The organism is Streptomyces sp. NPDC026515, assembly GCF_055567595.1.
Genome location: NZ_JBVHQD010000002.1, coordinates 398,576 through 423,269, shown reverse-complemented (window position 1 = coordinate 423,269; position 24,694 = coordinate 398,576). Strand labels below are relative to the sequence as shown.

Sequence of the window (24,694 nt, the reverse complement as noted above, 5' to 3'; positions counted from 1 at the left end):
GGGCAAAGCCCCTGACCGGCGGCGGGTTTTCTCCAGCACCACCTCCCTCACGGTGCCTCTCAAGGCGGCACTGTGGAACGTGATGTCCGGTGGCGCGGCGGGAAGTGCGGCCCGCTCGCTTCAGGACGCCCACAGCCTGACCACCCTCCTCCATCAACACCTCGGCACAGCCATCAGTTCACTCGTGCTCGCCGTCATCCTCAGCAGCGCTGCGATCGTCTTCGCGGCCCGGAAGTCCGAGGCGCAGTCCTTCATCACCGTGGAAGCTGCTCACTCCGGTCAACTCCGTGAACGCGGCCGTTCCCGAGTAGCCGATCAGGACTCCACCCCAGCGAGTCCGGCGCCAGGTCCGGGCGGTCGGGTTTTCGCCGGATGCGTGATGCCGAAAACCGTTTCCTGGTTGCATTGAATTTCGCCACATTCCGGCCCGGTTTTCAGCCATTCTCTCTAGGAATGGCGGCCTTTTATCTGTGCATGTACTGTCGTCGAATTACGGGGCGGCGCCGGACAATACCCCCTGCCTTGCCGACGGGTCTGGAATACGCGGCCCGGCGGGTTCTCAGTCATGTCGACGAACCGCTTATTCCAGTTCACACCGACACACGAGGGCCTGACCAGCTTCATGAATTGCTCCCCGACCGCCGGCCGCAGAGTCCCGCCCCTCTGGCTGAGCCCCCTGCTGTGGACCTTGGTTCCAGGTGTGTGGGGTCTGTCCCGGGAGCACAGTCTGTGGCGGGACGAGGCGGCGACCTGGCAGGTGGCCCAGCGACCCGTCCCGGAGATCTGGCACACGCTGGGGCACATCGACGCCGTACACGGGCTCTACTACCTGCTGATGCACGGGCTCTTCGAGTGCTTCGGGGCCGGCACGACGACGCTGCGGCTGCCCTCCGTGCTGGCCATGGCGGGGGCCGCGGCGTGTGTGACCGTCATCGGCCGGCGACTGGCCGGGGACTGTGCGGGCCTGGGGGCGGGGCTGTCACTCGGTCTCCTTCCGGCGGTGCAGTTCCATCTCCAGGAAGGGCGTCCGTACGCGCTGGTCACGGCCGGAGCCGCGGTCTCGACGCTGCTGCTGGTGACCGTACTCGGGAGCCGTGGCACGACGGCGCACTGGGTGGCCTACACCGGGGCCGTTCTGCTGTGCGGGTTGCTGAACTGGCTGGCGCTGTTGATCCTGCCCGCGCACGCGGTGACCCTCGCCTGGACACGGGCCCGGCGCGAGGTGTGGACGCGATGGACGGCGGCCTCGGCCGCGGCCGTGGCGGGCGTGCTGCCCCTGATCCTGTTCACCCGTGGCCAGTCCCAGCAGATCGCCTGGATTCCACCGCTGACCTGGCACATGATGATCGGCCCCGCGGTGCTGCTGGCGATCGGTGGCCTCGGAGCACTCCTGAACCGGCCGCGGGCGGGCCGGCTGTCGTCGGCGGCCGTGGGTCTGCCGCTGCTCGCGGTGCCGCAGTTGAGCCTGATCGGCGTATCCCTGGTCCAGCCGCTGTACCTGGACAGGTATGTCCTGTTCAGTCTGCTGGGTCTGGCGTTGCTGATCGGGACGACGCTGGACACGGTCGTACGGGCGGGCACGCCACGCTTCCCGAAGGCGTCGCCATGGATCCTCCCCGTGGTGGTCGCCGTGGCGACGGCGGCGCTCCTCCCCCAGGCCCTGGTCACCCGCTCCCCGGCCAGCCGGGTGGACGACGTCTTCGCGGTGGCGACGGACGTGCGACGGCTCAAGCAGCCCGGAGACGCGGTGGTCTTCGTACCGGCTGAGCGGCGCGACACCATGGTGATCTCCCCTCGTGCCTTCGCCGGGGTGCGGGACATCGCCCTGACCGAGAGTCCGGAGAGGTCCGGGACGCTGAAGGGCGTGGAGGCCGGACCGGACCGGATCCGGACCGCGATGCTGGCCCAGCGAAGGATCCTGCTGGTGACGGACGTGGCGAAGGTCGCCAGACCGGTGTCGGCGCGGCGGGACCGGACGAAGGTCTCCGTGTTGAGGAAGTACTTCACGCCGGTGGCGGACGCGCAGGTCCGCGGTCGCAGGGTGACGGTGTACCAGCGCGTCGAGCGCCCATGACCGAAGTCGCCTCGCGGGTGCGACGGCATTCCCCAAAACTGCGGTATGTGACATAGTACTGACGTGACCAAGTCACTGACCTGCGATGTCGTGGTCGTCGGGGCCGGGATGGTCGGCGCCGCCTGCGCTCTGTACGCGGCACGGGCCGGGCTGGACGTGATCGTCGTGGACCAAGGGGCGGTGGCCGGCGGGACGACCGGAGCGGGCGAGGGCAATCTCCTCGTCTCCGACAAGGAACCCGGGCCGGAACTGGACCTGGCCCTGCTGTCGGGCCGGCTCTGGGCGGACCTCGCCGAGGAGTTCGGAGCGGCCGTCGAGTACGAGGCCAAGGGGGGTGTGGTCGTTGCCGAATCCCCGGACGGACTCGCCGCCCTTGAGCGGTTCGCCGACGGACAGCGTGCCGCGGGAGTCCTCGCCGCACCGGTCGGCGAGAGGGAGTTGTACGACCTCGAACCCCGGCTCGCCCCGGGCCTGCCCGGCGCCGTGCACTACCCGCAGGACGCCCAGGTGATGCCCGCCCTGGCCGCCGCCCACCTGCTCCGCGCCTCCGGCGCGCGGCTGCTCACCGGCCGTACCGTGACCGGCATACCGCGCACCCCCGACGGCGCGGTGCGCGGGGTCCGCACGGACCACGGCGACGTCCTCGCGCCCGCGGTCGTCAACGCGGCCGGCGTCTGGGGCGCCGGCATCGCCGCACTGGCGGGCATCCGCCTCCCGGTCCTCCCGCGCCGCGGCTTCGTCCTCGTCACCGAACCCCTTCCGCGCCTGATCCGCCACAAGGTGTACGCCGCCGACTACGTGGCCGACGTGGCCAGCGACGCGGCCGCGCTGCAGACCTCGCCGGTCGTGGAGGGGACGGCCTCGGGGCCGGTGCTGATCGGCGCGAGCCGGGAACGGGTCGGTCTCGACCGGACCTTCTCGTTGCCGGTCATGCGGGCGCTGGCCGCGGGGGCGACCCGGCTGTTCCCGTTCCTCGCGGAGGTCCGCGCCACACGCGCGTACCTCGGGTTCCGTCCCTACATGCCCGACCACCTTCCCGTCATCGGGCCCGACCCGCGCGTCCCCGGCCTGCTCCACGCCTGCGGCCACGAGGGCGCCGGCATCGGACTCGCGACCGGCACCGGCCACTTGATCGCCCGGGCGCTGACCGGCAACGCCTATGACGAGGGCCGGGGCCGGGAAGTGGATCTCGCGCCGTTCCGCCCTGACCGCTTTCCCGCACACCCTCCCGTGAAGCACCCTCCCGCGGACCACCCCTTCGCGGACCACCCTTCCGTCGACTAGAGGAGACCGCGTGCGATCGCCCCTGGAACTCGCCGACGCCCGACCGGATCCGGCGTTCACGGTCACCCTCGACGGGCGTGAGATCACCGCCCGGCCCGGCCAGACCGTCGCCGCCGCGCTCTGGGCGGCCGGCGTCACCTCCTGGCGCACCACCCGGGGCGGGGGCCGCCCCCGGGGCGTCTTCTGCGGCATCGGCGTCTGCTTCGACTGCCTGGTGACCGTCAACGACCGGCCGAACCAACGTGCCTGTCTGGTGCCCCTGCGGCCCGGCGACTCGATCCGTACGCAGGAGGGGACCGGCCATGGGGACTGACCGGCCGCGTCTCGCCGTGATCGGGGCGGGGCCGGCCGGACTCGCGGCCGCCGTCGCCGCCGCCTCGGGCGGGGTGGGTGTCACGCTCATCGACTCGGGAGCGGAGGCGGGCGGGCAGTTCTACCGTCGGCCCGCCGCGGAGCTGCATGCCCGGCGGCCGCAGGCCCTGCATCACCAGTGGCGGACGTGGGAACGGCTGCGGGACGGCCTGGAGGCACAGGTACGGGCCGGCAGAATACGCCATCTGACGGATCATCATGTCTGGTTCGTGGAGCAGCCGCTGGGCGGCGGCTTCACCGTGCACGCGCTGCTCGGCCCGGCGCAGGAGGAGCCCGTGGCCGTCGCTGCCGACGCGGTGCTCCTCGCCACCGGCGGATACGAGAAGGTGCTGCCCTTCCCCGGCTGGACCCTGCCGGGAGTCGTCACCGCGGGCGGCGCGCAGGCCATGCTCAAGGGCTCCCTCGTGGTCCCGGGACGCACCGCCGTCGTCGCCGGCACCGGCCCCCTCCTGCTCCCCGTCGCGACCGGCCTCGCCGCGGCCGGCGTCGAGGTGGCCGCACTCGTCGAGTCGGCCGACCCGCGGGCGTTCGTACGGGGGGACCCGAGGGCGTTGGCAGGCAGGGTCCGCGCGCTGGGGGCCGAGCCGGGCAAGGTCGTCGAGGGTGCCCGGTACGCCGCCCAGTTGCTACGACACCGGGTGCGCACGCTCGTCGGTCACACCGTCGTGCGGGCGCACGGCACCGCGCGGCTGGAGGCCGTCACCGTGGCCGCCCTCGACTGCGCCGGGCGGGTCAGGCCCGGCACCGAGCGCCGTATCGCCTGCGACAGCCTCGCCGTCGGCCACGGCATGCTTCCGCACACCGACCTCGCCGAGACGCTGGGCTGCCGCATCGACGGGCCGGCGGTCCACGTCGACGACGAGCAGCGCACCGACGTGCCCGGCGTCTGGGCCGCCGGCGAGACCACCGGCGTCGGCGGCGCCGCGCTCTCCCTCGCCGAGGGCCATGTCGGGGGCCGGTCCGCCGCGGCCCGGCTGCGCGGCGCCGAACCCGACCCGCGCGCCTGGTCCGCGGCCGCGAAGAGCCGTACCCGGTCGCGGGCGTTCTCCGCCGCGCTCGACACCGTCTACGCGCCGCCCGCCCACTGGGCCGAGCAGGTCACCGACGACACCGTGGTCTGCCGGTGCGAGGAGGTGACCGGGGGTGCGATCCGGGAGGCCGTGGCAGAACTCGGCGCCGGTGACCCGCGGACCGTGAAGCTGCTGACGCGGGCCGGCATGGGCTGGTGCCAGGGGCGCGTGTGCGGGCCCGCGGTCGCGGGGCTTGCCGGATGGGAACTCACGCCCGCACGGCGGCCGTTCGCCCGGCCGGTACCCCTCGGGGTTCTGGCCGCCGTCGGCGAACGGGAACCCGAGGACGACTGAATGCCACACCCGATGGATGAGATGGATGAAATGGACGAGACGGGCGGGATGGGACTCCAGATGAATGCCACCGAGAAGACCGGCGACCGGCCCTGGCACGGCGTCCTCGTCGCCACCGCCCTACCGCTCGACGACGACCTGTCGGTGAACTACGACCGGTACGCCGAGCACTGCGTCTGGCTGGTGGCGAACGGCTGCGACGGTGTCGTACCGAACGGCTCGCTCGGCGAGTACCAGACTCTCACCGCGCAGGAGCGCGCCAGGGTCGTGGAGACGGCCGTGGCCGCGGTCGGCGGGGAGCGCGTGATGCCTGGCGTCGCCGCCTACGGCTCGGCCGAGGCCCGCCGCTGGGCCGAGCAGGCCCGGGACGCCGGCTGCGCGGCCGTGATGCTGCTGCCGCCCAACGCCTACCGCGCCGACGAGCGTTCGGTGCTGGCCCACTACGCCGAGGTCGCCGAGGCGGGCGTGCCGGTCGTCGCGTACAACAACCCCATCGACACCAAGGTCGACCTGGTGCCGGAGTTGCTCGCCCGCCTGCACGGCGAGGGGTACATCCACGCCGTCAAGGAGTTCTCCGGCGACGTCCGCCGCGCCTACCGGATCGCCGAACTCGCGCCGGAACTGGACCTGCTGATCGGCGCCGACGACGTCCTGCTGGAGCTGGCGATCGCCGGCGCCAAGGGCTGGGTGGCCGGCTACCCCAACGCGCTGCCCCGCGCGAGCACCGAGCTGTACCGGGCGGCCGTCGGCGGCGATCTCGCGACCGCCAAGAAGCTGTACGAGCAGCTGCACCCGCTGCTGCGCTGGGACTCCAGGGTCGAGTTCGTCCAGGCGATCAAGCTGTCCATGGATCTCGTCGGCCGGCCCGGGGGTGCCGTCCGTCCGCCGCGCGTCCCGCTGCTGCCCGCGCAGGAGGCCGCCGTCCGCGCCGCCACCGAGCGGGCGGTCGCCGCCGGCCTCGCTTGACCGACCCGGCCCCGCCGACTCACCAGGAGCGTCATGCGCAGCAAACTCGTCCTGCACGCCGTCGACTCGCACACCGAGGGCATGCCCACCCGCGTGATCACCGGCGGGATCGGGACCGTCCCCGGCGCGACCATGAACGAGCGGCGGCTGTACTTCCGTGAACACCGCGACGACATCAAGCAGTTGCTGATGAACGAGCCGCGCGGCCACCCGGCGATGAGCGGGGCGGTGCTGCAGCCGCCGACCCGGCCCGACTGCGACTGGGGGGTCCTCTACATCGAGGTCTCCGGCTATCTGCCCATGTGCGGGCACGGCACCATCGGGGTGGCCACCGTACTGGTGGAGACGGGCATGGTCGAGGTCGTCGAACCGGTGACCACGATCCGGCTCGACACCCCGGCGGGCCTCGTCGTCGCCGAGGTCGCGGTGGAGAACGGCGCGGCCCGGCACGTCACCCTCGCGAACGTGCCGTCCTTCTCCGTGGGACTCGACCGCAAGATCACCCTCGCCGACGGCCGGACGGTGACGTACGACTTGGCCTACGGCGGCAACTTCTACGCCATCCTGCCGCTGGACGAGTTCGGCCTGCCCTTCGACCGTTCCCGCAAGGAGGAGATCCTCACGGCCGGGCTCTCCCTCATGGCGGCGATCAACGCGGAGGCGGAGCCCGTCCATCCGGAGGACCCGTCCATCCGCGGCTGTCACCACGTCCACCTCCTCGCACCCGGCGCCACCGCCCGGCACTCCCGGCACGCGATGGCCATCCACCCGGGCTGGTTCGACCGCTCCCCCTGCGGTACCGGCACCAGCGCGCGCATGGCCCAGCTGCACGCGCGCGGCGAACTCCCCCTGGGCACCGAGTTCGTGAACGAGTCCTTCATCGGGACCCGGTTCACCGGCCGGCTCCTCGGGACCACGGAGGTCGCGGGCCGCCCCGCCGTGCTGCCCAGCTTCACCGGCCGCGCCTGGATCACCGGCACCGCCCAGTACCTGCTCGACCCGACCGACCCCTTCCCGACCGGCTTCGTCCTCTAGGCCCTGGCCCCGGCGCTTCCGGAGGAAGGGATACTCATGGTGCGTGCCCCGCACATGACGCCGGAAGGCTCCGTCGCATGACACCGAAATACACCCGCACGTGCGCCTCCCACGCCCGGACACCGCCGCACGTGCCGTACCAGGAGACGTTCCCATGCCCGCCGCCCAGCACAGCTCCCCCGCCGCCCCGGCCCTGCCGACCCTCGGCGGCAAGAAGAGCAGCTACCGGGAACGGGTCGCCGACGCCCTGCGGGCCGCACTGATCGCCGGTGAGCTGCGCCCCGGCGAGGTGTACTCGGCGCCGACGCTCGCCGCCCGGTTCGGCGTCTCGGCGACCCCGGTACGGGAGGCCATGCTGGACCTGGTCAAGGAGGGCCTGGTCGACACGGTCCCCAACAAGGGGTTCCGGGTCACCGACGTCTCCGAGAAGCAGCTCGACGAGTACACCCACATCCGTGCCCTCGTCGAGATCCCGACCGTGGTGGAGCTGGCCGGGACCGCCGACCCGGTCTGTCTGGAGGCGCTGCGTCCGGTCGCGCGGGAGATCGTCCAGGCCGCCGCCGCCGGCGATCTGGTCTCCTACGTCGATGCCGACACCCGCTTCCACCTCGGGCTGCTCGCCCTCGCGGGCAACGCCCACCTCGTCGAGGTCGTCGCGGACCTGCGGGGGCGCTCGCGTCTCTACGGCCTCACCGCCCTGCTGGAGGCGGGCCGTCTGCCGGCCTCCGCCGAGGAACACCTCGAACTGCTCGACGCGCTCATCGCCCGTGACGAGCAGGCGGTCCACGACGTCATGACCCGCCACATCGGACACGTCCGCGGACTCTGGGCGGCCCGGTAGCCGGTACCCGGCGGGGACGCGTTCAGATGGTCAGCGCGATCGCGGCACCGATGCCGCCCAGGCCGAGCGCGAGGGCGGCGGCGGCCCAGCCGTCCGAGCGCCAGGGGAAGAACCGGTCGACGGACAGCCGGCCCGGGCCGATGGCGGCGAGCGCGAGGGCGACCACGGAGATGGCGACGCTGTACTCGACCCCTCCGTTCTGGCTCCACAGGCCGTGGGCACCGCTCACGGTCGCCATGGCGTTGATCATCACGCCGATGACGGCGGCGGCCGCGAGCGGGGTGAAGAGCCCGACGGCCAGTCCGAGGCCCCCGGCGATTTCGGAGAGGCTTCCGATCACGGCGAACACCTTGCCCGGGTGGTAGCCGAGGGCGTCGAAGTTTCTGCCGGTCGCCGCCAGGCCCGGCCCGCCGAAGAGGCCGAACAGCTTCTGCGATCCGTGGCCGGCCATCAGCAGCCCGAAGGTCAGCCTGATCAGCAGCAGTCCGCAGTCGGCGGCGGACACCCTGGGGACCGTTGCCGCGGCACCCGTCGCGCCCGGCGGGCCCGATCCGGCCCGGGCCGGATCGGCGTACCCGCGGTACTCCGTCGCGGGGGCGCGCACCTGGGTCAGTGACAGGGCATGGTTTCTACCGAAGGGGTGGAGATGCAGAGCACGCATGACATCGCCTTCATCAGGTGAGAACGAGTCGGTCCGCCCGCCGTGGAGGCGGGCCCTCCCCCTCACCCAGCATGGCGCCATTACGGCACCATATCCACCGATAAGTTGAAATATGTATTATTTTACTCGTCGATAACCGGCCTGGCGGGGAGGGAATCGGCCCGGAGCCGGCCCGCGCTGATGAGGTGTCAGGGGCAGCGGGGACGCGCCTCGAACGCGAGGTCGCGATCGGCGGGGGCCCCTCACGCGGAGCGTTTGCGTCCCGCGACCGCCTTCCTGCCCGTCGAAGCCTTGGACGCCGGCGCCGATGCCGTCGATGCTTTCGCGCTCGAAGCCTTCGCACTCGAAGTCTTCGCCGCCGTCTTCTTCGCCGCCGCCTTCTTGGCCGTGGACTTCCGGGCCGTGGACTTCCGGGCCGAGGACGTCTTCGCGGCCGGAGCCTTCTTCGCCGGTGTCTTCTTCGCCGGTGCCGTCGACTTCTTCGCGGCCCCCCGTCGCGGCAGGGGCGTGACCTCCGCCTCCTCGCCTCTCGACTCCTTCGCCGCCCGGACGCTCTTCTCCAGGGCCGCCATCAGGTCCAGGACCTTGCCGCTCCGGGCCGGTTCGGGGGACTCCGGCGGGGCCTCGCCGGCCGCCTTCGCGGCGATGACCTCCTCCAGGGCCGTCCGGTACTCGTCGTGCAGGTCCTCCAGGTCGACCCCGCCGAGGGTGTCCATCAGCGCGTCCGCGAGGTCGAGTTCCTTGTCGCGGACGGTGACGTCGACGTCGGGCGCGACGCCCTCCGGGGCCCGGACCTCGTCCGGCCAGAGCAGGCCGTGCATGGCGATGGCCTCGCCGACCACCCGGAGCATGCCGAGCCGCTCCCGGCCGCGCAGCGCGTATTTCGCGATCGCCACCTTGTGGCTGCGCTTGAGGGCCTCGCGCAGGAGGGTGTAGGGCTTCGCCGCCGGGGCGCCGCTCGCCGCCAGGTAGTACGCCGCGTCCATCTGGAGCGGGTCGATCCGGTCGGCCGGGACGAAGGCCACGATCTCGATGGTGCGGGCGGTGGGGATGGGCAGGTGGGACAGGTCGTCGTCGGTGATGGGGATGATCGTGCCGTCGGCGTCCTCGTACCCCTTGCCGATCTCCGACTGGGTGACCTCGCGGTCCTCCAGCTCGCAGAACTTGCGGTAGCGGATCCGGCCGTTGTCCTCGGCGTGGACCTGGCGGAAGGAGATCGAGTGGCTCTCCGTGGCGTTCACCAGCTTGATCGGGATGCTGACGAGCCCGAAGGAGATCGCGCCGTTCCAAATGGATCGCACCTGCGGATTCCTTCCGTCCGACCGTCCGGCAGTCATCATTTGTGTGATTGATATGTATGAGATTGTCATCCTATGACGCCGATCACAGAGGTGGACGGGCGGAGGGTCGCGCTCAGCAACCTGGAGAAGGTGCTGTATCCGGCGACCGGGTTCACCAAGGGCGAGCTGCTGCACTATTACGCGACGGCCGCCGGGGTCCTGCTGCCGCATCTGCGCGACCGGCCGGTGTCCTTCCTGCGCTATCCAAACGGGCCGGACGGCCAGGTGTTCTTCACCAAGAACGTGCCGCCGGGTACGCCCGAGTGGGTCACCACGGCCGAGGTGCGCCGGTCGGAGGGGGCGGCCCGGATGGTGCTGGTGCAGGACCTGGCGAGCCTGATGTGGGCGGCGAACCTGGTCACCGAGTTCCACACGCATCAGTGGCTGGTGCGGACGCCGGACGAGGCCGACCGGATCGTCTTCGACCTGGACCCCGGGGCTCCCGCGACGGTGGTGGAGTGCTGCGAGGTCGCGTTGTGGCTGCGGGAGCGGCTGGCCGCGGACGGGATCGAGGCGTACGCCAAGACGGCCGGATCGAAGGGGCTGCATCTGCTGGCCGGTGTGCGGGGGGCGTCCAGCGAGCTGGTGAGTGAGTACGCCAAAGGGCTGGCCGTGGCGGCGGAGCGGGCGCTGCCGCGGCTGGTGGTGCACCGGATGACGCGGAGCCTGCGGCCGGGGAAGGTGTTCGTGGACTGGAGCCAGAACGCGGGGCGGAAGACGACGGCGGCGCCGTACACGGCGCGGGCGCGGCGCGAGCCGATGGTGTCCACGCCGGTGACCTGGGAGGAGGTCGCACGGTGTCGGCAGGTGGAGGACCTGGAGTTCCAGGCGGCGGACGTCCCGGGACGGGTCGAGCAGTACGGCGACCTGCTGGCGCCGCTGCTGGACCCGGAGCAGGCCGCCCCGCTGCCGTGAGACCGGGCTCGCCGCCGCAGGGGGCTCACGCGGACCGCCAGGGACACTCGCGCGGAGCGGAGAAGCGGCCCGCCGACCGGGAGGCCGTCTTGTCCGCCGTGAACCGAGGGCTCACGGCGGACCGGGAAGCGGCCACCTCGCCGGACGCCTGGACAGAACCGCCGTGAACCGAGGGCTCACCCCGACCGGAAGGCCACCCTCGCGGGAACGCGCCGGCCGCGAGAAGAAGCCGGCTCCCGCCGGCCGGAAGGCCCAGGACGCCGGGCGTCGAAGTCTCGGCCGAGCCAGAGAGGGAGGCCCCCAACCGCCCGGCAACGCGCCGGCCGCACAGCCCCGGGCTCACGCAGGCCGGAGGAGGGCGTTCTCGTCGGCCGGGCGCGGGGTGGTCACGCCCTCGGCCGCGTGTTCGGTCATGCCCTCGACCACGTGTTGCGGTCCCGGGCCATCGCGTGGAGGGCTTCGACGTCGGCCGGTTTGAGGACTCCGCCCAGGCGGGACAGGCCCAGCAGGTCCCGGTCACGGAGGACGCGCACCTCGCGCGGCGGGGCCACCAGGGTGACGTCCGCCGGTTCGGTCAGCGCCAGGACCGGGTGGACCTCGGCCGTCAGGGCGTACGAGGCCCGGTCGGCGTCCGCGCGCAGGCGACGCAGCAGCGGCCGGGAGTCGCGGCGGCCCAGGGTGACCATGGGGTCGGCGACCAGCACCTTCTGCTTGCGGGCGTAGAGCGTGTGCACGCAGAAGAGGCCGCCGGGACCGATCAGCAGATGGTGGATGCGGTCGCCGCCGGGCAGCGGGACGGAGTGCACGACGTGCCAGCCCGAGCCGTCCAGGTGGTCGAGGGCGTCACCGACGGCCTGCTCGGCGGTCAGGGCGCGGCTGCGCGGGTCGGGGCGCAGGCGGTGGGCCGGTCCGGGGTCCCGGTCGAGCGCGATCAGCAGCGCCTCGCCGGGGCGGTTGGGCGCGAGGTCGTCGTCGGGGTGCAGGCTCAGCCGCGCCAGTTCGGCGGGCGTGGGCACGGGTGGCGGGCCGATCGTGACCGGACCGGTCAGGAACGGCCCCAGGGTTTCGAGCACGTCGTCCCGGCGCTCCTCGCTGAGCACGTTGACCCGGCCCGCCTCACGGTCGTACTCACGGTCGTACCAGGCGATGTTCCGTCCGTCCGGGTGGCGGACGTACAGCCGCTCCTGACCGTGGCGCCAGGCCGGCACGACGCGCAGTTCGCCCATTGCGACATCACCCCTGAACCATGGGAACAGGCGGGGTGCTCCGCGGGCAAGAACCCCGCTACCTTTGACAGGAGGCCGGGCAGGGGTTGGCGTGCGCAGCGGGGAGGCGCCGGTGCGGATCCGTGAGAACCAGTACGACGTCCCGGTTCCGGACAGCCCGTGGAGCGAGGTGCTCCCCGGGCTGTGGATGGGCGGCCATGAGTTCCGGGGAAGTGCGGGACAGCTGGAGTCCGCCGTCGTACGGGACGAGTTCGATCTGGTGCAGAGTCTGCTGCGGCTGCCCGGGCACGGTCCGGACACCGGGGTCGAGCATCAGGTGTGGCCGATACCCGACGGGCCGCTGGACGGCACCCAGCTGGCGGGCGTGATGCGGCTGGCCCGGACGGCCAGTGAGGCCCTGGACGCCGGGCGGTCGGTGCTGGTGCGCTGCTACAGCGGGTACAACCGGTCGGGGCTGGTGATCGCGCAGGCGCTGGTGCACCGGGGGCACACGGCCGATGAGGCGATACGGCTGGTGCGGGCCCGGCGCTCGCCCTGGGCGCTGCACAACGAGCTGTTCGTCGCCTATCTGCGGGCCGGTCTGTCCACCGCCCGCCTGCTCGAGGAACTCGCCGAGTAGCCTCGCCCCTGCACCGGGCACCCTCCGGAGACAAATAGGACTTCCCTACGAATCTGCGAATAAGGTGTACGGGGCCCGAGACCCTCACCCCCCCGAACCGCCCAGGAGCAGCGTGCCCACCCGTCGTCCCCTCCGTACCGCCCTCGCCGCGGCCGCCGTCGCCCTGCTGGCGGCGGCGGTGGCCGGCTGTGGCGACTCCGGCGGGCTCCAGGAGGCCGGAGCCACCCCGACCGCGGTCAGCCCCGTGAAGCTCTGGCCCGACCTGCGGCCGGCGTCCAGCCCGGCCTGGCCCTACGACGAGGGCAGCGCGCGGACCGTCAAGGGCGTCACGGTGCCCGGCGACGACATCCGCGGGGTCGATCCGGTGGCCGTCGTGGAGGCGGAGATCTCCTCGGGGTCGGCGGACTACGGGTCGAAGGGCCCGTACCACGAGACGGTGAACCGGGTGAGGGAGTGCGCGGCAGGGGGCGGCGGAGCACGGTGTCCGCTGCTCAAGCCGTACTACCGGGATCTGACCGGGGACGGCCGGGACGAGCTGACACTCGGCTTCCGGCTGTATCCGACCAACCAGACCGCGCTGCGCGTGTACACCGTCGAGAATCACCGGCTGGTGCAGGTGCTGGAGGACGACGACGCGATCATCGGCGTCGAACTGGCCGGGCGGGCGGTCATCGTCCGGTCGCCGGCCGGGATCAGCGGGTACGAGTACCGGACGACCTGGGCGTGGGATCCGGAGCGGAAGGCGATGGTCTTCTCCCGGGACGAGTTCCTGCGCACCGGCAAGGCACGGCACAGCCGCGGACCGGCACCCTCCGCGTCGGCCGCTCCCGCCCCCTCGGCGAGCGCGCGATGAGGGTTCCGCGCTGGGCCGGGACGCTGGCGGCCAAGTCCGCCGCGTTCATCACGGTGATGTGCTGTGCGCTGGCCGCGCTGCTCGGCGTGCTCGTGCATGTGTCGGTCACCGACCAGACCGTCGCACAGGCCCGTGACCAGGCGCTGTCCCGGCTGACGGAGGCCACGACCGCCTACCGGGCGGGCGACGCGCTGCCGCCGGGCTCCGCGATCGACCCGGCGGGGCTGCCGCCGCGGCTGCGGGTGACGGCGGTGGCCGGGCAGCGGGGCACGATGGTCGCCAGGGACGACGGCCGTCCCACGATGTGGGCGGCGGGCCCGGCCGACCACGGCCGGGCGCTCGCGGTGGCCGTGGACTACGCGCAGCAGGCCCGTACGATCGCCGGCCTCGACCGTTCCATCCTCTGGTCGTCGGTGCTCGCCATCGGGGCGACCCTGCTGGTCGGCGCGTTCGCGGTGACCCGGGTGACCCGGCGGCTGCACGGCACCGCGCAGGTGGCCCGGCGGATCAGTGCCGGGGACCTGGACGCGCGGGTGCACGACCCGCGGACGAAGGATCCGACCCGGCCGCAGGACGAGGTGGCCGCGGTCGCCGCGGCGCTGGACCGCATGGCCGCGTCGCTGCAGGGCAAGCTGCTGAGCGAGCAGCGGTTCACCGCCGACGTGGCCCATGAGCTGCGGACGCCGCTGACCGGTCTGCACGCGGCGGCGGAACTGCTGCCTCCGGGGCGGCCGACGGAGCTGGTCCGGGACCGCGTCGCCGCGCTGCGCACGCTCACCGAGGACCTGCTGGAGATCTCCCGCCTGGACACCGGCCGGGAGCGGCTGGAGACCGACGCGGAGGCCCTGGGCGCGCTGGCCGAGCGGGTGGTGCGGGCGTCCGGGACGGAGACCGAGGTGAAGGTCGTACGGGACGTGTGGGTGGAGACGGACCGGCGGCGGCTGGAGCGGGTGCTGGGCAACCTGGTCGCCAACGCGCACCGGCACGGGCGGGCGCCGGTGGTACTGACGGTGGAGGGCAAGGAGGTCACCGTCCGGGATCACGGGGGCGGGTTCCCCGAGTACCTGGTGGTGCACGGACCCCAGCGGTTCCGGACCGAGGGCGGGTCCAAGGGGCACGGGCTGGGGCTGACGATCGCGGTGGGGCAGGCGGAGGTGCTGGGCGCGCGGCTGTCGTTCGGGAACGCGATCGCCGGCGGCGCGGTGGCGGTCCTGACGCTCCCTTAGGGGGCTGCGGTTCGCTCGGCTGCGGCCGGGCGCCTGCCACACCGCCCCAGCCGGTCGCACCCCACGCCGCCACGCTGGCGCGGGCCAACAAAGCACGCGACTCGCACTATGTGGGTAAGTTCCGGACATGACCAAGGCCAGTACCACCCTGGCGGCGCCCGAGTCCGCCACCTCCGCCGTACGTCTCCCCCGGCGCCGTGGCATCGAACTCGCCCTGCTCGTGCTGGCCGTACTGCTCTGCGTGTACGGCTACTGCGCGGTCGGCCTGGCCCGGACCGGCACCGTCCCGCCCGGCGCCGCCGGTTACGGCGCCGGGCTCGGCGTCCTCGCGCTCGTCGCCCATCTCGCCGTACGCTTCCGCGCACCGTACGCCGACCCGCTGCCGCTGCCGATCGGCGTGCTGCTGAACGGACTGGGCCTGGTCCTCATCTACCGGCTGGACCTGCAGACCCCCGGCGACCGGGCGGCCCCCGCCCAACTCGTCTGGTCCACCCTGGGCGTCGGCCTGTTCATCATGGTCGTGCTGATGCTGCGCGACCACCGTCTCCTCCAGCGCTACTCCTACGTCTGTGTCGCCGCCGCGCTCGTCCTGCTGCTGCTCCCGATCTTCTTCCCGGCCGTCAACGGCGCCCGGATCTGGATCCGGATCGCCGGATTCTCCATCCAGCCGAGCGAGTTCGCGAAGGTGCTGCTCGCGGTGTTCTTCGCCGCGTACCTCGCCGCCAACCGCAACGCCCTCGCCTACGCAGGGCGCCGGCTGTGGTTCATGCAGTTCCCGACCGGGCGGGTGCTCGGGCCGATCGTCACCATCTGGCTGGTGAGCGTCGGCGTCCTGATCCTGGAACGCGACCTGGGCACGTCCCTGCTCTTCTTCGGGCTCTTCGTCGTCATGCTCTACGTGGCCACCGGACGCACCGGCTGGATCGCCGTGGGCCTGCTGCTCGCGGTGCTCGGCGCGGTCGCCGTCGGCCATCTGGAACCGCACGTCCACGGCCGCATCGAGGACTGGCTGCACCCCTTCGCCTCGATCGACGCCGGGCAGGGACCGAACCAACTCGCCCAGTCCCTCTTCGCGTTCGCCGCCGGCGGGGTCGTCGGCACCGGGCTCGGCCTCGGCCACTCGATCCTGATCGGGTTCGCCACCAAGTCGGACTTCATCCTGGCCACCGCGGGCGAGGAGCTCGGCCTCACCGGGCTGTCCGCGATCTTCCTCCTCTACGGCCTGCTCGTCGAGCGGGGCTACCGGGCCGGCCTGGCCCTGCGCGAGCCCTTCGGCCGGCTGCTCGCGGTCGGGCTCGCCTCGATCGTCGCGCTCCAGGTCTTCGTCATCGCGGGCGGGGTGACCGGCCTGATCCCGCTGACCGGCATGGCGATGCCGTTCCTCGCCCAGGGCGGCTCCTCTGTGGTCACCAACTGGGCGATCGTCGCGCTGCTGATCCGGGTGAGCGACTCGGCCCGCCGTCACTACGACGGGCGGGTGGCCCCGTGAGCCGGCGCGACGGCCAGAACACCGGCATGGCCAGGTACATCCGGCGGGCCCGCGCCTTCTGCGCCCTGCTGCTCTTCGCCCTGCTCGTCAACGCGGCCCGCGTCCAGGTGGTCCGGGCCCACGCCTACGACGACAACCCCGCCAACCGCCGCTCCACCATCGCCCGTTACGGTCTGCCGCGCGGCGACATCCTGGTCGGCGGCGAGCCGGTCACCGGCTCCCGGGACAGCAGGGAGCAGCTCCGCTACGAACGCACCTACCCGCAGGGCCCGTTGTACGCCCCGGTCACCGGGTTCGCCTCCCAGCTGTACGGCACCACGTTCCTGGAGCACGCCGAGGACGGGCTGCTCTCCGGCACCGACCCGGTGCTCGCGCCGTTCCCGCTGTGGAACGACACCAGCCGGAAGCGATACCCGGTCGGGAACGTCGTCACCACCCTGAACCGGTACGCCCAGGAGGCCGCCTACCGGGGACTGGGCACCCGCAAGGGCGCGGTGGCCGCGATCGAGCCGTCGACCGGCCGGATCCTCGCCCTGGTCTCCACCCCGTCGTACGACCCCTCCGAGCTGTCCGGCAACGGCGAGCCGGTGGCCTCGGCCTGGGCCCGCCTGAACGACGACCCGGAGAAGCCGATGCTCAACCGCGCGGTACGGCAGACCTATCCGCCGGGGTCGACCTTCAAGGTGGTCACCGCGGCGGCCGCGCTGGACGCGGGCGTGGTCACCGACCTGGACGCGCCGACCGACTCCCCCGACCCCTACCGGCTGCCGGGCACCACGACCCGGCTGACCAACGAGGCGGACGGCTGCGCGGACGCCTCGCTGCGGGCCGCCTTCGAGTGGTCCTGCAACACGGTCTTCGCCAAGCTGGGCGTGGACGTGGGGGTCGCGGACATGACGGCGACGGCCCAGGCGTTCGGCTTCAACGACCGGAACCTGCGCATCCCCTTCTCCACCGCGCAGAGCACCTTCGACACGAGCGTGGACAGGGCGCAGCTGGCGCTGTCGTCGATCGGGCAGTACAACACCCGCGCCACTCCGCTGCAGATGGCGATGGTCGCGGCGGCGGTGGCGAACGGCGGGATGGCCCGGCCGCCGTACCTGGTGGAGCGGACCGTGCGCAGGACCGGCGAGACGGTCGGCACGGGCGGCGCCGGGTCGGTCCGGCAGGTGATGAGCCCCTCGACGGCCGTCCGGATGAAGGAGCTGATGACGGACGTGGTCCGGGAGGGCACCGGCTCCAACGCGGCGATCCGCGGCGCCACGGTCGGCGGCAAGACCGGCACCGCGCAGCACGGCGTCGGCAACACCGGGTTGCCGTACGCCTGGTTCGTGTCCTGGGCGCAGGCGGACACCGACGTGGAAGCGAAGGTCGCGGTGGCCGTGGTGGTGGAGGACGCGGCGGCCGACCGGGGCGACATCAGCGGAGGCGGGGACGCGGCACCGATCGCCAGGGCTGTGATGCGGGCGGTACTGGGACTGTGAACCGGGTCCGGGGCCCGGGGTCGGGGTAGACGCGGAGTCAACAAGTCGTGCGCGAGGGATTGACCGTCTTACTGACAGGCGGTCTCATAAGGACGGACGACAACATACCCCCGGGTAACGAGGTGAGGGAGCCATGACGACCCTGACGGAAGCGGACGCGGTCGACGGACTGCGCGACGCGCTCGGCCTGCTCAAGGACCGCGAGCAGGTGGCCGAACGGCTGCTCCTCTCCTCCGCGAAACACTCCTTCGACCCGGACAAGGAGCTGGACTGGGACGCGCCCTTCGAGGACGGCAAATGGTTCTGGCCGCCGGAGCTGGTGTCGCTCTACGACACCCCGATGTGGAAGCGGATGTCCGGGGAACAGCGGATCCTGCTCTCCCAGCACGAGGCCGCGGCCCTCGCCTCACTCGGCATCTGGTTCGAACTGATCCTGATGCAGCTGCTGGTGCGGCACGTCTACGACAAGGCGGCGACGAGCGCACACGTGCGCTACGCGCTGACCGAGATCGAGGACGAGTGCCGGCACTCCAAGATGTTCGCGCGCCTGATATCCCGCGGTGACGCGCCCTGGTACCCGGTGAGCCGGGCCCACCTGAACCTGGGCCGCCTGTTCAAGACGATCTCGACCACGCCCGGCTCCTTCACGGCCACACTGCTCGGCGAGGAGGTCCTGGACTGGATGCAGCGGCTGACCTTCCCCGACGAGCGCGTACAGACACTGGTCCGGGGGGTCACCCGCATCCACGTGGTCGAGGAGGCCCGGCACGTCCGGTACGCCCGCGAGGAACTGCGTCACCAGATGCTGACGGCACCTCGCTGGTCCCAGGAGTTCACCCGGGTCACTTCCGGCGAGTTCGCCCGGGTGTTCTCGGTGGCCTTCGTGAATCCCGAGGTCTACACGAACGTGGGGCTGGACCGGCGGGAGGCGGTGGCGCAGGTCCGGGCGAGCGGACACCGGCGGGAGGTCATGCAGAGCGGTGCGAAGAAGCTGACGGACTTCCTGGACGACATCGGCGTCCTGCGCGGCGCCGGGCGGCGGCTGTGGAAGAGCTCGGGGCTGCTGGCCTGAGTTCATGGTGTGGCCGAGGGGACCCGTCGCGCGGGGACCGCGCGACGGGCTGCCACCCGGGGGCACCGGCTACCCTGCGACCATGACCCCGTCGGCCGCCACCCCCGCCTACCGCCGGCTGTCCGTCGAGGAGCGGCGCAGCCAGCTCCTCGAAGCGGCCCTCTCCCTCTTCGCGCACCGCGTCCCCGAGGACGTCTCCCTCGACGACGTGGCGGAGGCGGCCGGGGTCTCCCGCCCCCTGGTGTACCGGTACTTCCCGGGCGGCAAGCAGCAGCTCTACGAGGCCGCCCTCCGGTCGGCCGCCGAGGAGCTCGAGCACTGCTTCGACGAACCCCGCGAGGGCCCGCTGGTGCCCCGCCTCTCCCGTGCCCTCGACCGCTACCTCACCTTCGTCGACCAGCACGACGCCGGCTTCAGCGCCCTGCTCCAGGGCGGCAGCGTGGTGGAGACGTCACGGACGACGGCCACCGTGGACGGCGTACGGCGAGCCGCGGCGCGGCACATCCTCAGCCACCTCGACGTCGCCGACCCCGGGCCCCGGCTGCGCATGACCGTCCGCATGTGGATCACCGCCGTCGAGGCGGCCTCCCTGATCTGGCTCGACGAGGACAAGCAGCCGCCCGCCGACGAGCTGCGCGACTGGCTGGTGGACCAGTTCGTCGCCGTACTGAGCGTGACCGCGCGCCGCGACCCGCAGACGGCCGCCCTCGTCGACGCCCTCGCGGCGGATGGCTGAAACTGGTGCGGTGAAGAGTCAGGACACCCCCTTCGAGGGCGGCCCCATGGACGGGCGTGTGCTCCCGGTGCTGCTCGGTATGACCGGCCACCCCCCGAAGACCTACCGCATCCCGGTCCCGGACCCGGCCGGCGGCCCGCCCACCGTGCTGGTCTACCGGCGCGTCCCCCGGGGTCAGAGCAAGCGACTGGGCCTGAACCAGGGCTGGAAGTACGTGTACGACGCCACGGGCAGGGGCGGCGACGGAGGCCCGAAGTGGCCGTGGTCGAGGAAACCGGCCGCGGACCCCGCCCCCGCACCGGACGCCGCGCCGTTCCGCAAGCCGGATGACACGCAGGGGTGAAACGGCTGGGCCGTTACGCCCACAATCGCTGGCGCGGACCACACATACATGTCTGATTATCACGATGCGGAACGGATGGACCGTCCCGCATCGGAGGTGATGATGTGTCAGGAAGGTTCCTGCGCCTGGCCTGTACCGCCGCGGTGGCCGCTCAGGCCGTCCTCGTGCCCGCGCCCGTACACGCCGCGCCCTCCGCTCCCGGACCCGAGCGGCCGGTGGCCGAGCTGCTGACCGACCTTCAGCAGCGGTACCGCCAGGTGGAACAGGCCACCGAGACCTACAACGCGACCCAGGAGCGGCTGGAACGGCAGCGCACCGAGGTGGACCGGCTGGACGACGAGCTGGCCAGGTCCCGGCTCTCCCTGCACACCAGCAAGGCCGCGGCGGGCCGGCTGGCCCGGCAGCAGTACCAGAGCGCCACCGGGCTCTCCCCGTATCTGCGGCTGCTGCTCGCCCGCGACCCGCAGCACGCGCTCGACGAGGGCCATGTCATCGGGCAGCTGGCGCGCGAGCGGGCCGAGACGGTGGGCCGGCTGGCGGGCGACGAGAAGAAGCACTCCGAGCTGACCCGGCGGGCCCGCACCGCGCTGGACGCCCGGCTCGCGCTCGCCGCACGGCAGAAACAGCAGCGCGACGAGGTGCGGGCCCGCCTCTCGGACGTGGAACGGATGCTGGCCGCGCTCACCCCGGCCCAGCTCACGGCCGTCACCGGCCTGGAGCGGACCGGCGAGGCCGAAGCCCAGCGCAGGCTGACGACGTCCGGCGCGCTCGGCACCTCCACGCCTCCCCCCTCCCAGGCGGGCGACCGGGCGGTGCGCTACGCGGTGGAACAGCTGGGCAAGCCCTACCAGTGGGGCACGGCGGGCCCGTTGTCGTACGACTGCTCGGGGCTGACCCAGCAGGCCTGGGACCACGCGGGCACGCCCATTCCGAGGACCAGCCAGGAACAGTGGGCCGACCTGCCGCACATCCCGCTCGCCGAGCTCCGCCCGGGCGACCTGGTCGTCTACTTCCCCAAAGCGACCCACGTGGCCCTCTACCTGGGCGACGGCAAGGTGGTCCAGGCCCCCCGCCCGGGGGCGAGGGTCAAGATCTCCCCGATCGCGGCCAACCCCATCCTGGGCGCGGTGCGCCCGGACCCGGGGGCGGGCTCCCTGGCCCGCTACACACCCCCGAAGCTCCCCCCGGCGGCCGCCCAGGGCCCGGACAAGGGCTACAGCCCCGCCCCGAACCTCTGAGCGCCGACCGGCCCCGCCGGGCGACGGACCGTCAGGCCCCGGACAGCGACGCCAGGTAGGCGTTCGTCTTCTCCGGCTCGTAGAAGCAATACGACGGCCCCGCAAGGCCTCTACCAGCGGTTTCTGCCGAACTGGTCGGGCCGTACGGGGCTGTGGGCCGTCTGTGGGCCGTCAGACAGAACGTGGGGCCTTGGCGTACACCGTCGCGATGGCCGTGCGGGTGCCTCCTGGCTGCTCGGCATGAGGTGAGCGTAGATCCGCAACGTCAAGGCAGCGTTGCTGTGGCCGAGGTACTCGCTGACAGCCTTGATGCTCTCCCCGCCATCCAGGAGCGCGGACGCGTAGAAGTGCCGCAGCGCATGCATGCCGTGCTCGCGGGCCGCCGCGTAACCGGCCGCCTTGGTCTCCGGCTTCGGGATGACGCCGGCCGCGACGAGTGCCGGCTTCCACGACCCCTCGTTGAGGGAGGTGCGCCATACGTGGTTGCCGCCGACCGCCGTGAAGACGAGCCGCCGGGTCACCTTCGGCCCATCGGGCGTCTTCCAGGGCAGTGTGATCTCAACCGGCGGGAACTGCTTCATATGGGCCCGGAGTGCGTCGGCCACGGGGCCGGGAAGTGGTACGTCCCTGGTCTTTCCGCCCTTGGGGGAGCTGGGGCAAGTGGAGGGCTGGAGGAGTCATCCGGCCGGGCGTTGGTTCGGCTGTCGCCATGGAGAACCAGGCCTGCGATCATTCGGGCATGACTTACGATCTTGCCGTTTGGGAGGGAGAGGCCCCGCTCGACGACATCCAAGCGGGCTCCGTCTACGACGAGCTGTATGAGCGCTACCTGGAGTCGGGGGACGTTGCCGTACGACCGTCTGCGCGTATTGAGACGTACGTACAGACACTCATCGAGCGCTACCCCGAGGGTGATCACGATGGCTACAAGAGCCCCTGGGCGTCCCCACCGTTGATCGCCGAGGCGTCCGGACCGATGGTGTACCTGCTGATGTCCTATATCCAGGCCGCGGAAGTCTCGGAATACGCTGCCCAACTGGCCCGGAGTCATGGACTGGTCTGTTTTGATCCACAGGGTGAGGACTTGCGGCCGTGAGGCTCATTGACGGAAGCGCGGCCGCGACCAGGATGCGTCAGTGGTGGCAAGCGCGGCGAGCGCGACGAGCGTTGAACAAGCTCTTCGAGACGTTGGAGGACACCCACAACACTCCGGAAGACGAGACGTTCGCGAAAAACGCTCCCTGCCATTGCAGCCCTCAATGGCCGGCGCTGGAGACCACGGCCAACGGCTATGTGATCCGAGCGGAGCCGAGATCGCACTACAGCATCCTGACAAACCCGGAGGTCGGTACCTTCGTGGCGCGCTGCACCAGTTGCCAGGCCAGGTATCCCCATCCTTGGGGCATGGACCCGACGGAGGAGATGCCCTACGCCTGGGCACGGGAACCGATCGAGGACTGAAACCCTGCGAGTGGGAGTCTCTGGCATCAGCGTCTGCAGGTCTCCTCTGCGGTGGTCGCTTGATGCCCGCCTGGCTGCTCCCCGCCTAGAGATCGTCCTTCGGCATGCCCTTCCCCTGCCCGTTCGGTCGGGAAACAGCGGACACCGGCGGTCGCTGTTACGACGTCCAGACCTCAACGGCCGCCCCGCCGCCCCGCCCGTAGTTCGCATCAAGGGGTACCCCGCGACACCCCCGCTCGGGCCGTCTCCGGGCCGTGCGGGGATGCTCGACGATGACAGATGACGACACTCATCAACCGCTCTCTCCCTGCTCAGAGACGACACTTCGGATACTGGCGCAGGTGTTCATCCATGAACGTGAGTTGAGACCTCACTCGTCAGATGGCAGGTCATATCGCGCTAGCCAGTTCGGAGCGTCCAGATCCTCGAGAGCCTGCTCCGACAACCGGGCAAGCCCCGCACCACGCCCCCGGGCGAAACATGCCGGAGCCTCGCACCGTGCGTGCTCCTTGGCAGCAGCCCGAGCGGCAGCCTCACTGTCGTACCGCGTCACGTTGTGGCGCTCGTAGCCCTCCTGCGAGTCGGCGGAAGCCTGTCCGGCTGCAAGAGCCCTGCAACCTTCCCAACCGTGGTACTTGTCGCCTTGGTCGCTCACCCAGAAATCTGGCATGCCGGGGAGTCTGCCATAGCGGACTACGTGACCGTAGTACGCGAGAGCCGAGCATCGGCGACACTCAACGGCCCCGGTGCTTCCGGGCCGTCTGTGGACCGTCCGAGGTCAGCCGACATCGACCGACAACGACAGAGGACGACAGCAAGAGCGCAGGCCAGCGCCCCATCACGCTCCCGAGATCGACGCCAGGTAGGCGTTCGTCTTCTCCGGCTCGTAGAAGAAGTTCTCGAAGTCGGAGGGGTCGTTGAAGGCGTTGGCGAAGCGGTCGGCGGCGGGCTGGAGCTGGCCGGCCGCGCCGATCAGGTTGAGGATGTGCTCCGGCGGCGGGGCGAGCATCGCGTTCGTCCACTTGGTGACGTGCTGGGCGGTGTCCCAGTAGCGGTCGAAGGTCTGCTGCATCCAGGTCTCGTCGAACTCCTTCTCGCCGTGTTCGATGATCGAGGCGAGATAGGCCGCGGCGCACTTGGACGCCGAGTTGGAGCCCTGGCCGGTGATCGGGTCGTTGGCGACGACGACGTCCGCGACACCGAGGACCAGACCGCCGCCGGGGAGGCGGCCGACCGGGTTGCGCACGGTGGGCGCGTAGCGGCCGGCCAGCGTGCCGCCCGCGTCGGTCAGTTCGGCCTTGGTGGCCCGCGCGTACTCCCAGGGCGTGTACCGCTCCATGAGTCCGAGGGTCAGGGAGAGGTGCTCCGCCGGGTCCTTGACGCCGTTGAAGACGTCCAACGGGCCGCCGGGTATGCCCTCCCAGAAGAGGATGTCGGCCGGTCCCGAGGTGGTCAGGGTCGGCATGACGAAGAGCTCGCCGACCCCGGGGACGAGGTTGCAGCGGACCGCGTGGAAGTCCGGGTGCTCGGGGCGCGGGTCGAGGCCGTGCACGTAGGCGACGGCCAGGGCCCGCTGCGGCTCCGTGTAGGGGGAACGGGAGGCGTCCCGGCCGAACATCTGGACCAGCTCGCCCTTGCCCGCCGAGACCATCACCAGGTCGTAGGCGCGGGCGAAGTAGTCGAGGTCTCCGACCGCCGCGCCGTGGATGACCAGCTGGCCGCCGCGCTGGGCGAAGGTCTCCATCCAGCCGGCCATCTTCACCCGCTGGTCGACCGACTGCGCGTACCCGTCGAGCTTGCCCACCCAGTCGATCGCGCGGGCCGCGGGGCCCTCTCCCCAGGAGCCGGGGGCGGCGACGGAGACGCCGAGTCCTTCGATCTTCGGGGCCTGGGACTCCCAGAAGTTCAGCTGGAGATCGCGCTCGTGCTGCAGTGCCGTGTGGAACATGCACTGCGTCGACATGACCCGGCCGGAGCGGATCTCGTCCGCGGTCCGGTTCGACATCAGGGTGACCTCGTAGCCGTGCGACTGGAGGCCGAGGGCGAGCTGGAGACCGGACTGGCCGGCCCCCACGACGAGTATCTTCCGCATACG

The 24,694-nt window shown here is 71.8% G+C and carries 24 protein-coding genes and 1 pseudogene; 20 read left to right on the top strand and 5 right to left on the bottom strand.

What is annotated here, in order from left to right; all coding sequences use genetic code 11:
- Nucleotides 1–52: 52 nt before the first annotated feature.
- From ACZ4O3_RS05370 to ACZ4O3_RS05335, 8 genes are all read left to right on the top strand, one after another.
- Nucleotides 53–409 carry a hypothetical protein gene (locus ACZ4O3_RS05370; protein WP_467721239.1) on the top strand — a complete coding sequence of 119 codons (357 nt, stop codon included), beginning with the start codon at nt 53–55 and terminating at the stop codon, nt 407–409.
- 213 nt (nt 410–622) lie between these two features.
- Complete coding sequence (locus ACZ4O3_RS05365; RefSeq protein WP_467721238.1) at nt 623–2,074, top strand: glycosyltransferase family 39 protein; 1,452 nt, start codon at nt 623–625, stop codon at nt 2,072–2,074.
- A gap of 63 nt (nt 2,075–2,137) precedes the next feature.
- Entirely contained in the window at nt 2,138–3,358 is a 1,221-nt protein-coding gene (locus ACZ4O3_RS05360; RefSeq protein ID WP_467721236.1) for an NAD(P)/FAD-dependent oxidoreductase, read from the top strand.
- A 10-nt stretch (nt 3,359–3,368) separates the two neighbouring features.
- Entirely contained in the window at nt 3,369–3,671 is a 303-nt protein-coding gene (locus ACZ4O3_RS05355; protein ID WP_467721235.1) for a (2Fe-2S)-binding protein, read from the top strand.
- Entirely contained in the window at nt 3,661–5,094 is a 1,434-nt protein-coding gene (locus ACZ4O3_RS05350) for an FAD/NAD(P)-dependent oxidoreductase (protein WP_467721233.1), read from the top strand. The genes ACZ4O3_RS05355 and ACZ4O3_RS05350 overlap by 11 nt, the downstream gene beginning before the upstream one ends.
- A gap of 30 nt (nt 5,095–5,124) precedes the next feature.
- The gene (locus ACZ4O3_RS05345) at nt 5,125–6,060 is read left to right on the top strand and encodes a dihydrodipicolinate synthase family protein (RefSeq protein ID WP_467721322.1); all 936 of its coding nucleotides are present in this window, start codon (nt 5,125–5,127) and stop codon (nt 6,058–6,060) included.
- Between the two features lie 33 nt (nt 6,061–6,093).
- Nucleotides 6,094–7,095, top strand: coding sequence for a proline racemase family protein (locus ACZ4O3_RS05340; protein WP_384999155.1), 1,002 nt, complete (start codon nt 6,094–6,096; stop codon nt 7,093–7,095).
- Between the two features lie 154 nt (nt 7,096–7,249).
- Nucleotides 7,250–7,936 (top strand): GntR family transcriptional regulator, encoded by a 687-nt coding sequence (locus ACZ4O3_RS05335; protein WP_467721232.1) that lies wholly within the window; start codon nt 7,250–7,252, stop codon nt 7,934–7,936.
- A 22-nt stretch (nt 7,937–7,958) separates the two neighbouring features.
- Here the strand turns inward: ACZ4O3_RS05335 and ACZ4O3_RS05330 are convergent, their stop codons facing one another.
- Both ACZ4O3_RS05330 and ku read right to left on the bottom strand, forming a co-directional pair.
- Nucleotides 7,959–8,441 carry a DoxX family protein gene (locus ACZ4O3_RS05330; RefSeq protein ID WP_467721321.1) on the bottom strand — a complete coding sequence of 161 codons (483 nt, stop codon included), beginning with the start codon at nt 8,439–8,441 and terminating at the stop codon, nt 7,959–7,961.
- 398 nt (nt 8,442–8,839) lie between these two features.
- Complete coding sequence (gene ku / locus ACZ4O3_RS05325; RefSeq protein WP_467721231.1) at nt 8,840–9,898, bottom strand: non-homologous end joining protein Ku; 1,059 nt, start codon at nt 9,896–9,898, stop codon at nt 8,840–8,842.
- A gap of 72 nt (nt 9,899–9,970) precedes the next feature.
- Here ku and ligD point away from each other — a divergent pair, with 72 nt between their 5' ends.
- Nucleotides 9,971–10,852: a non-homologous end-joining DNA ligase gene (gene ligD, locus ACZ4O3_RS05320; RefSeq protein ID WP_362724990.1), complete on the top strand. Its 882-nt coding sequence runs from the start codon at nt 9,971–9,973 to the stop codon at nt 10,850–10,852.
- 410 nt (nt 10,853–11,262) lie between these two features.
- On the opposite strand, the gene ACZ4O3_RS05315 is transcribed toward ligD, so the two are convergent.
- A complete protein-coding gene (locus tag ACZ4O3_RS05315; protein WP_467721230.1) occupies nt 11,263–12,078 on the bottom strand; it encodes a nuclease-related domain-containing protein in 816 nt (271 codons plus the stop codon).
- Between the two features lie 112 nt (nt 12,079–12,190).
- On the opposite strand from ACZ4O3_RS05315, the gene ACZ4O3_RS05310 reads away from it, so the two are divergent.
- From ACZ4O3_RS05310 to ACZ4O3_RS05270, 9 genes are all read left to right on the top strand, one after another.
- On the top strand, nt 12,191–12,697 hold the full coding sequence (locus tag ACZ4O3_RS05310; RefSeq protein WP_362730741.1) for a protein-tyrosine phosphatase family protein: 507 nt from the start codon (nt 12,191–12,193) through the stop codon (nt 12,695–12,697).
- Between the two features lie 112 nt (nt 12,698–12,809).
- A complete protein-coding gene (locus tag ACZ4O3_RS05305) occupies nt 12,810–13,550 on the top strand; it encodes a hypothetical protein (RefSeq protein ID WP_467721228.1) in 741 nt (246 codons plus the stop codon).
- A complete protein-coding gene (locus ACZ4O3_RS05300; RefSeq protein ID WP_467721226.1) occupies nt 13,547–14,776 on the top strand; it encodes an ATP-binding protein in 1,230 nt (409 codons plus the stop codon). The genes ACZ4O3_RS05305 and ACZ4O3_RS05300 overlap by 4 nt, the downstream gene beginning before the upstream one ends.
- Nucleotides 14,777–14,903: 127 nt before the next feature.
- Entirely contained in the window at nt 14,904–16,265 is a 1,362-nt protein-coding gene (locus tag ACZ4O3_RS05295) for an FtsW/RodA/SpoVE family cell cycle protein (protein ID WP_467721225.1), read from the top strand.
- 26 nt (nt 16,266–16,291) lie between these two features.
- A complete protein-coding gene (locus ACZ4O3_RS05290) occupies nt 16,292–17,749 on the top strand; it encodes a penicillin-binding transpeptidase domain-containing protein (protein WP_362728795.1) in 1,458 nt (485 codons plus the stop codon).
- Between the two features lie 133 nt (nt 17,750–17,882).
- A complete protein-coding gene (locus ACZ4O3_RS05285) occupies nt 17,883–18,821 on the top strand; it encodes an AurF N-oxygenase family protein (RefSeq protein WP_467721224.1) in 939 nt (312 codons plus the stop codon).
- An 82-nt stretch (nt 18,822–18,903) separates the two neighbouring features.
- Entirely contained in the window at nt 18,904–19,557 is a 654-nt protein-coding gene (locus tag ACZ4O3_RS05280; RefSeq protein ID WP_384999182.1) for a TetR/AcrR family transcriptional regulator, read from the top strand.
- A gap of 10 nt (nt 19,558–19,567) precedes the next feature.
- Nucleotides 19,568–19,900: a hypothetical protein gene (locus tag ACZ4O3_RS05275; RefSeq protein WP_467721222.1), complete on the top strand. Its 333-nt coding sequence runs from the start codon at nt 19,568–19,570 to the stop codon at nt 19,898–19,900.
- Nucleotides 19,901–20,004: 104 nt separating this feature from the next.
- On the top strand, nt 20,005–21,138 hold the full coding sequence (locus ACZ4O3_RS05270; protein WP_467721220.1) for a C40 family peptidase: 1,134 nt from the start codon (nt 20,005–20,007) through the stop codon (nt 21,136–21,138).
- A gap of 171 nt (nt 21,139–21,309) precedes the next feature.
- Here ACZ4O3_RS05270 and ACZ4O3_RS05265 read toward each other — a convergent pair.
- Nucleotides 21,310–21,785, bottom strand: a pseudogene (locus ACZ4O3_RS05265) (tyrosine-type recombinase/integrase); the annotation flags it as partial.
- Between the two features lie 62 nt (nt 21,786–21,847).
- Here ACZ4O3_RS05265 and ACZ4O3_RS05260 point away from each other — a divergent pair.
- A complete protein-coding gene (locus ACZ4O3_RS05260; protein ID WP_467721219.1) occupies nt 21,848–22,234 on the top strand; it encodes a hypothetical protein in 387 nt (128 codons plus the stop codon).
- 71 nt (nt 22,235–22,305) lie between these two features.
- The gene (locus ACZ4O3_RS05255) at nt 22,306–22,599 is read left to right on the top strand and encodes a hypothetical protein (protein WP_467721218.1); all 294 of its coding nucleotides are present in this window, start codon (nt 22,306–22,308) and stop codon (nt 22,597–22,599) included.
- Between the two features lie 838 nt (nt 22,600–23,437).
- Here ACZ4O3_RS05255 and ACZ4O3_RS05250 read toward each other — a convergent pair.
- Nucleotides 23,438–24,691: a styrene monooxygenase/indole monooxygenase family protein gene (locus ACZ4O3_RS05250; protein ID WP_467721217.1), complete on the bottom strand. Its 1,254-nt coding sequence runs from the start codon at nt 24,689–24,691 to the stop codon at nt 23,438–23,440.
- Nucleotides 24,692–24,694 lie beyond the last annotated feature (3 nt).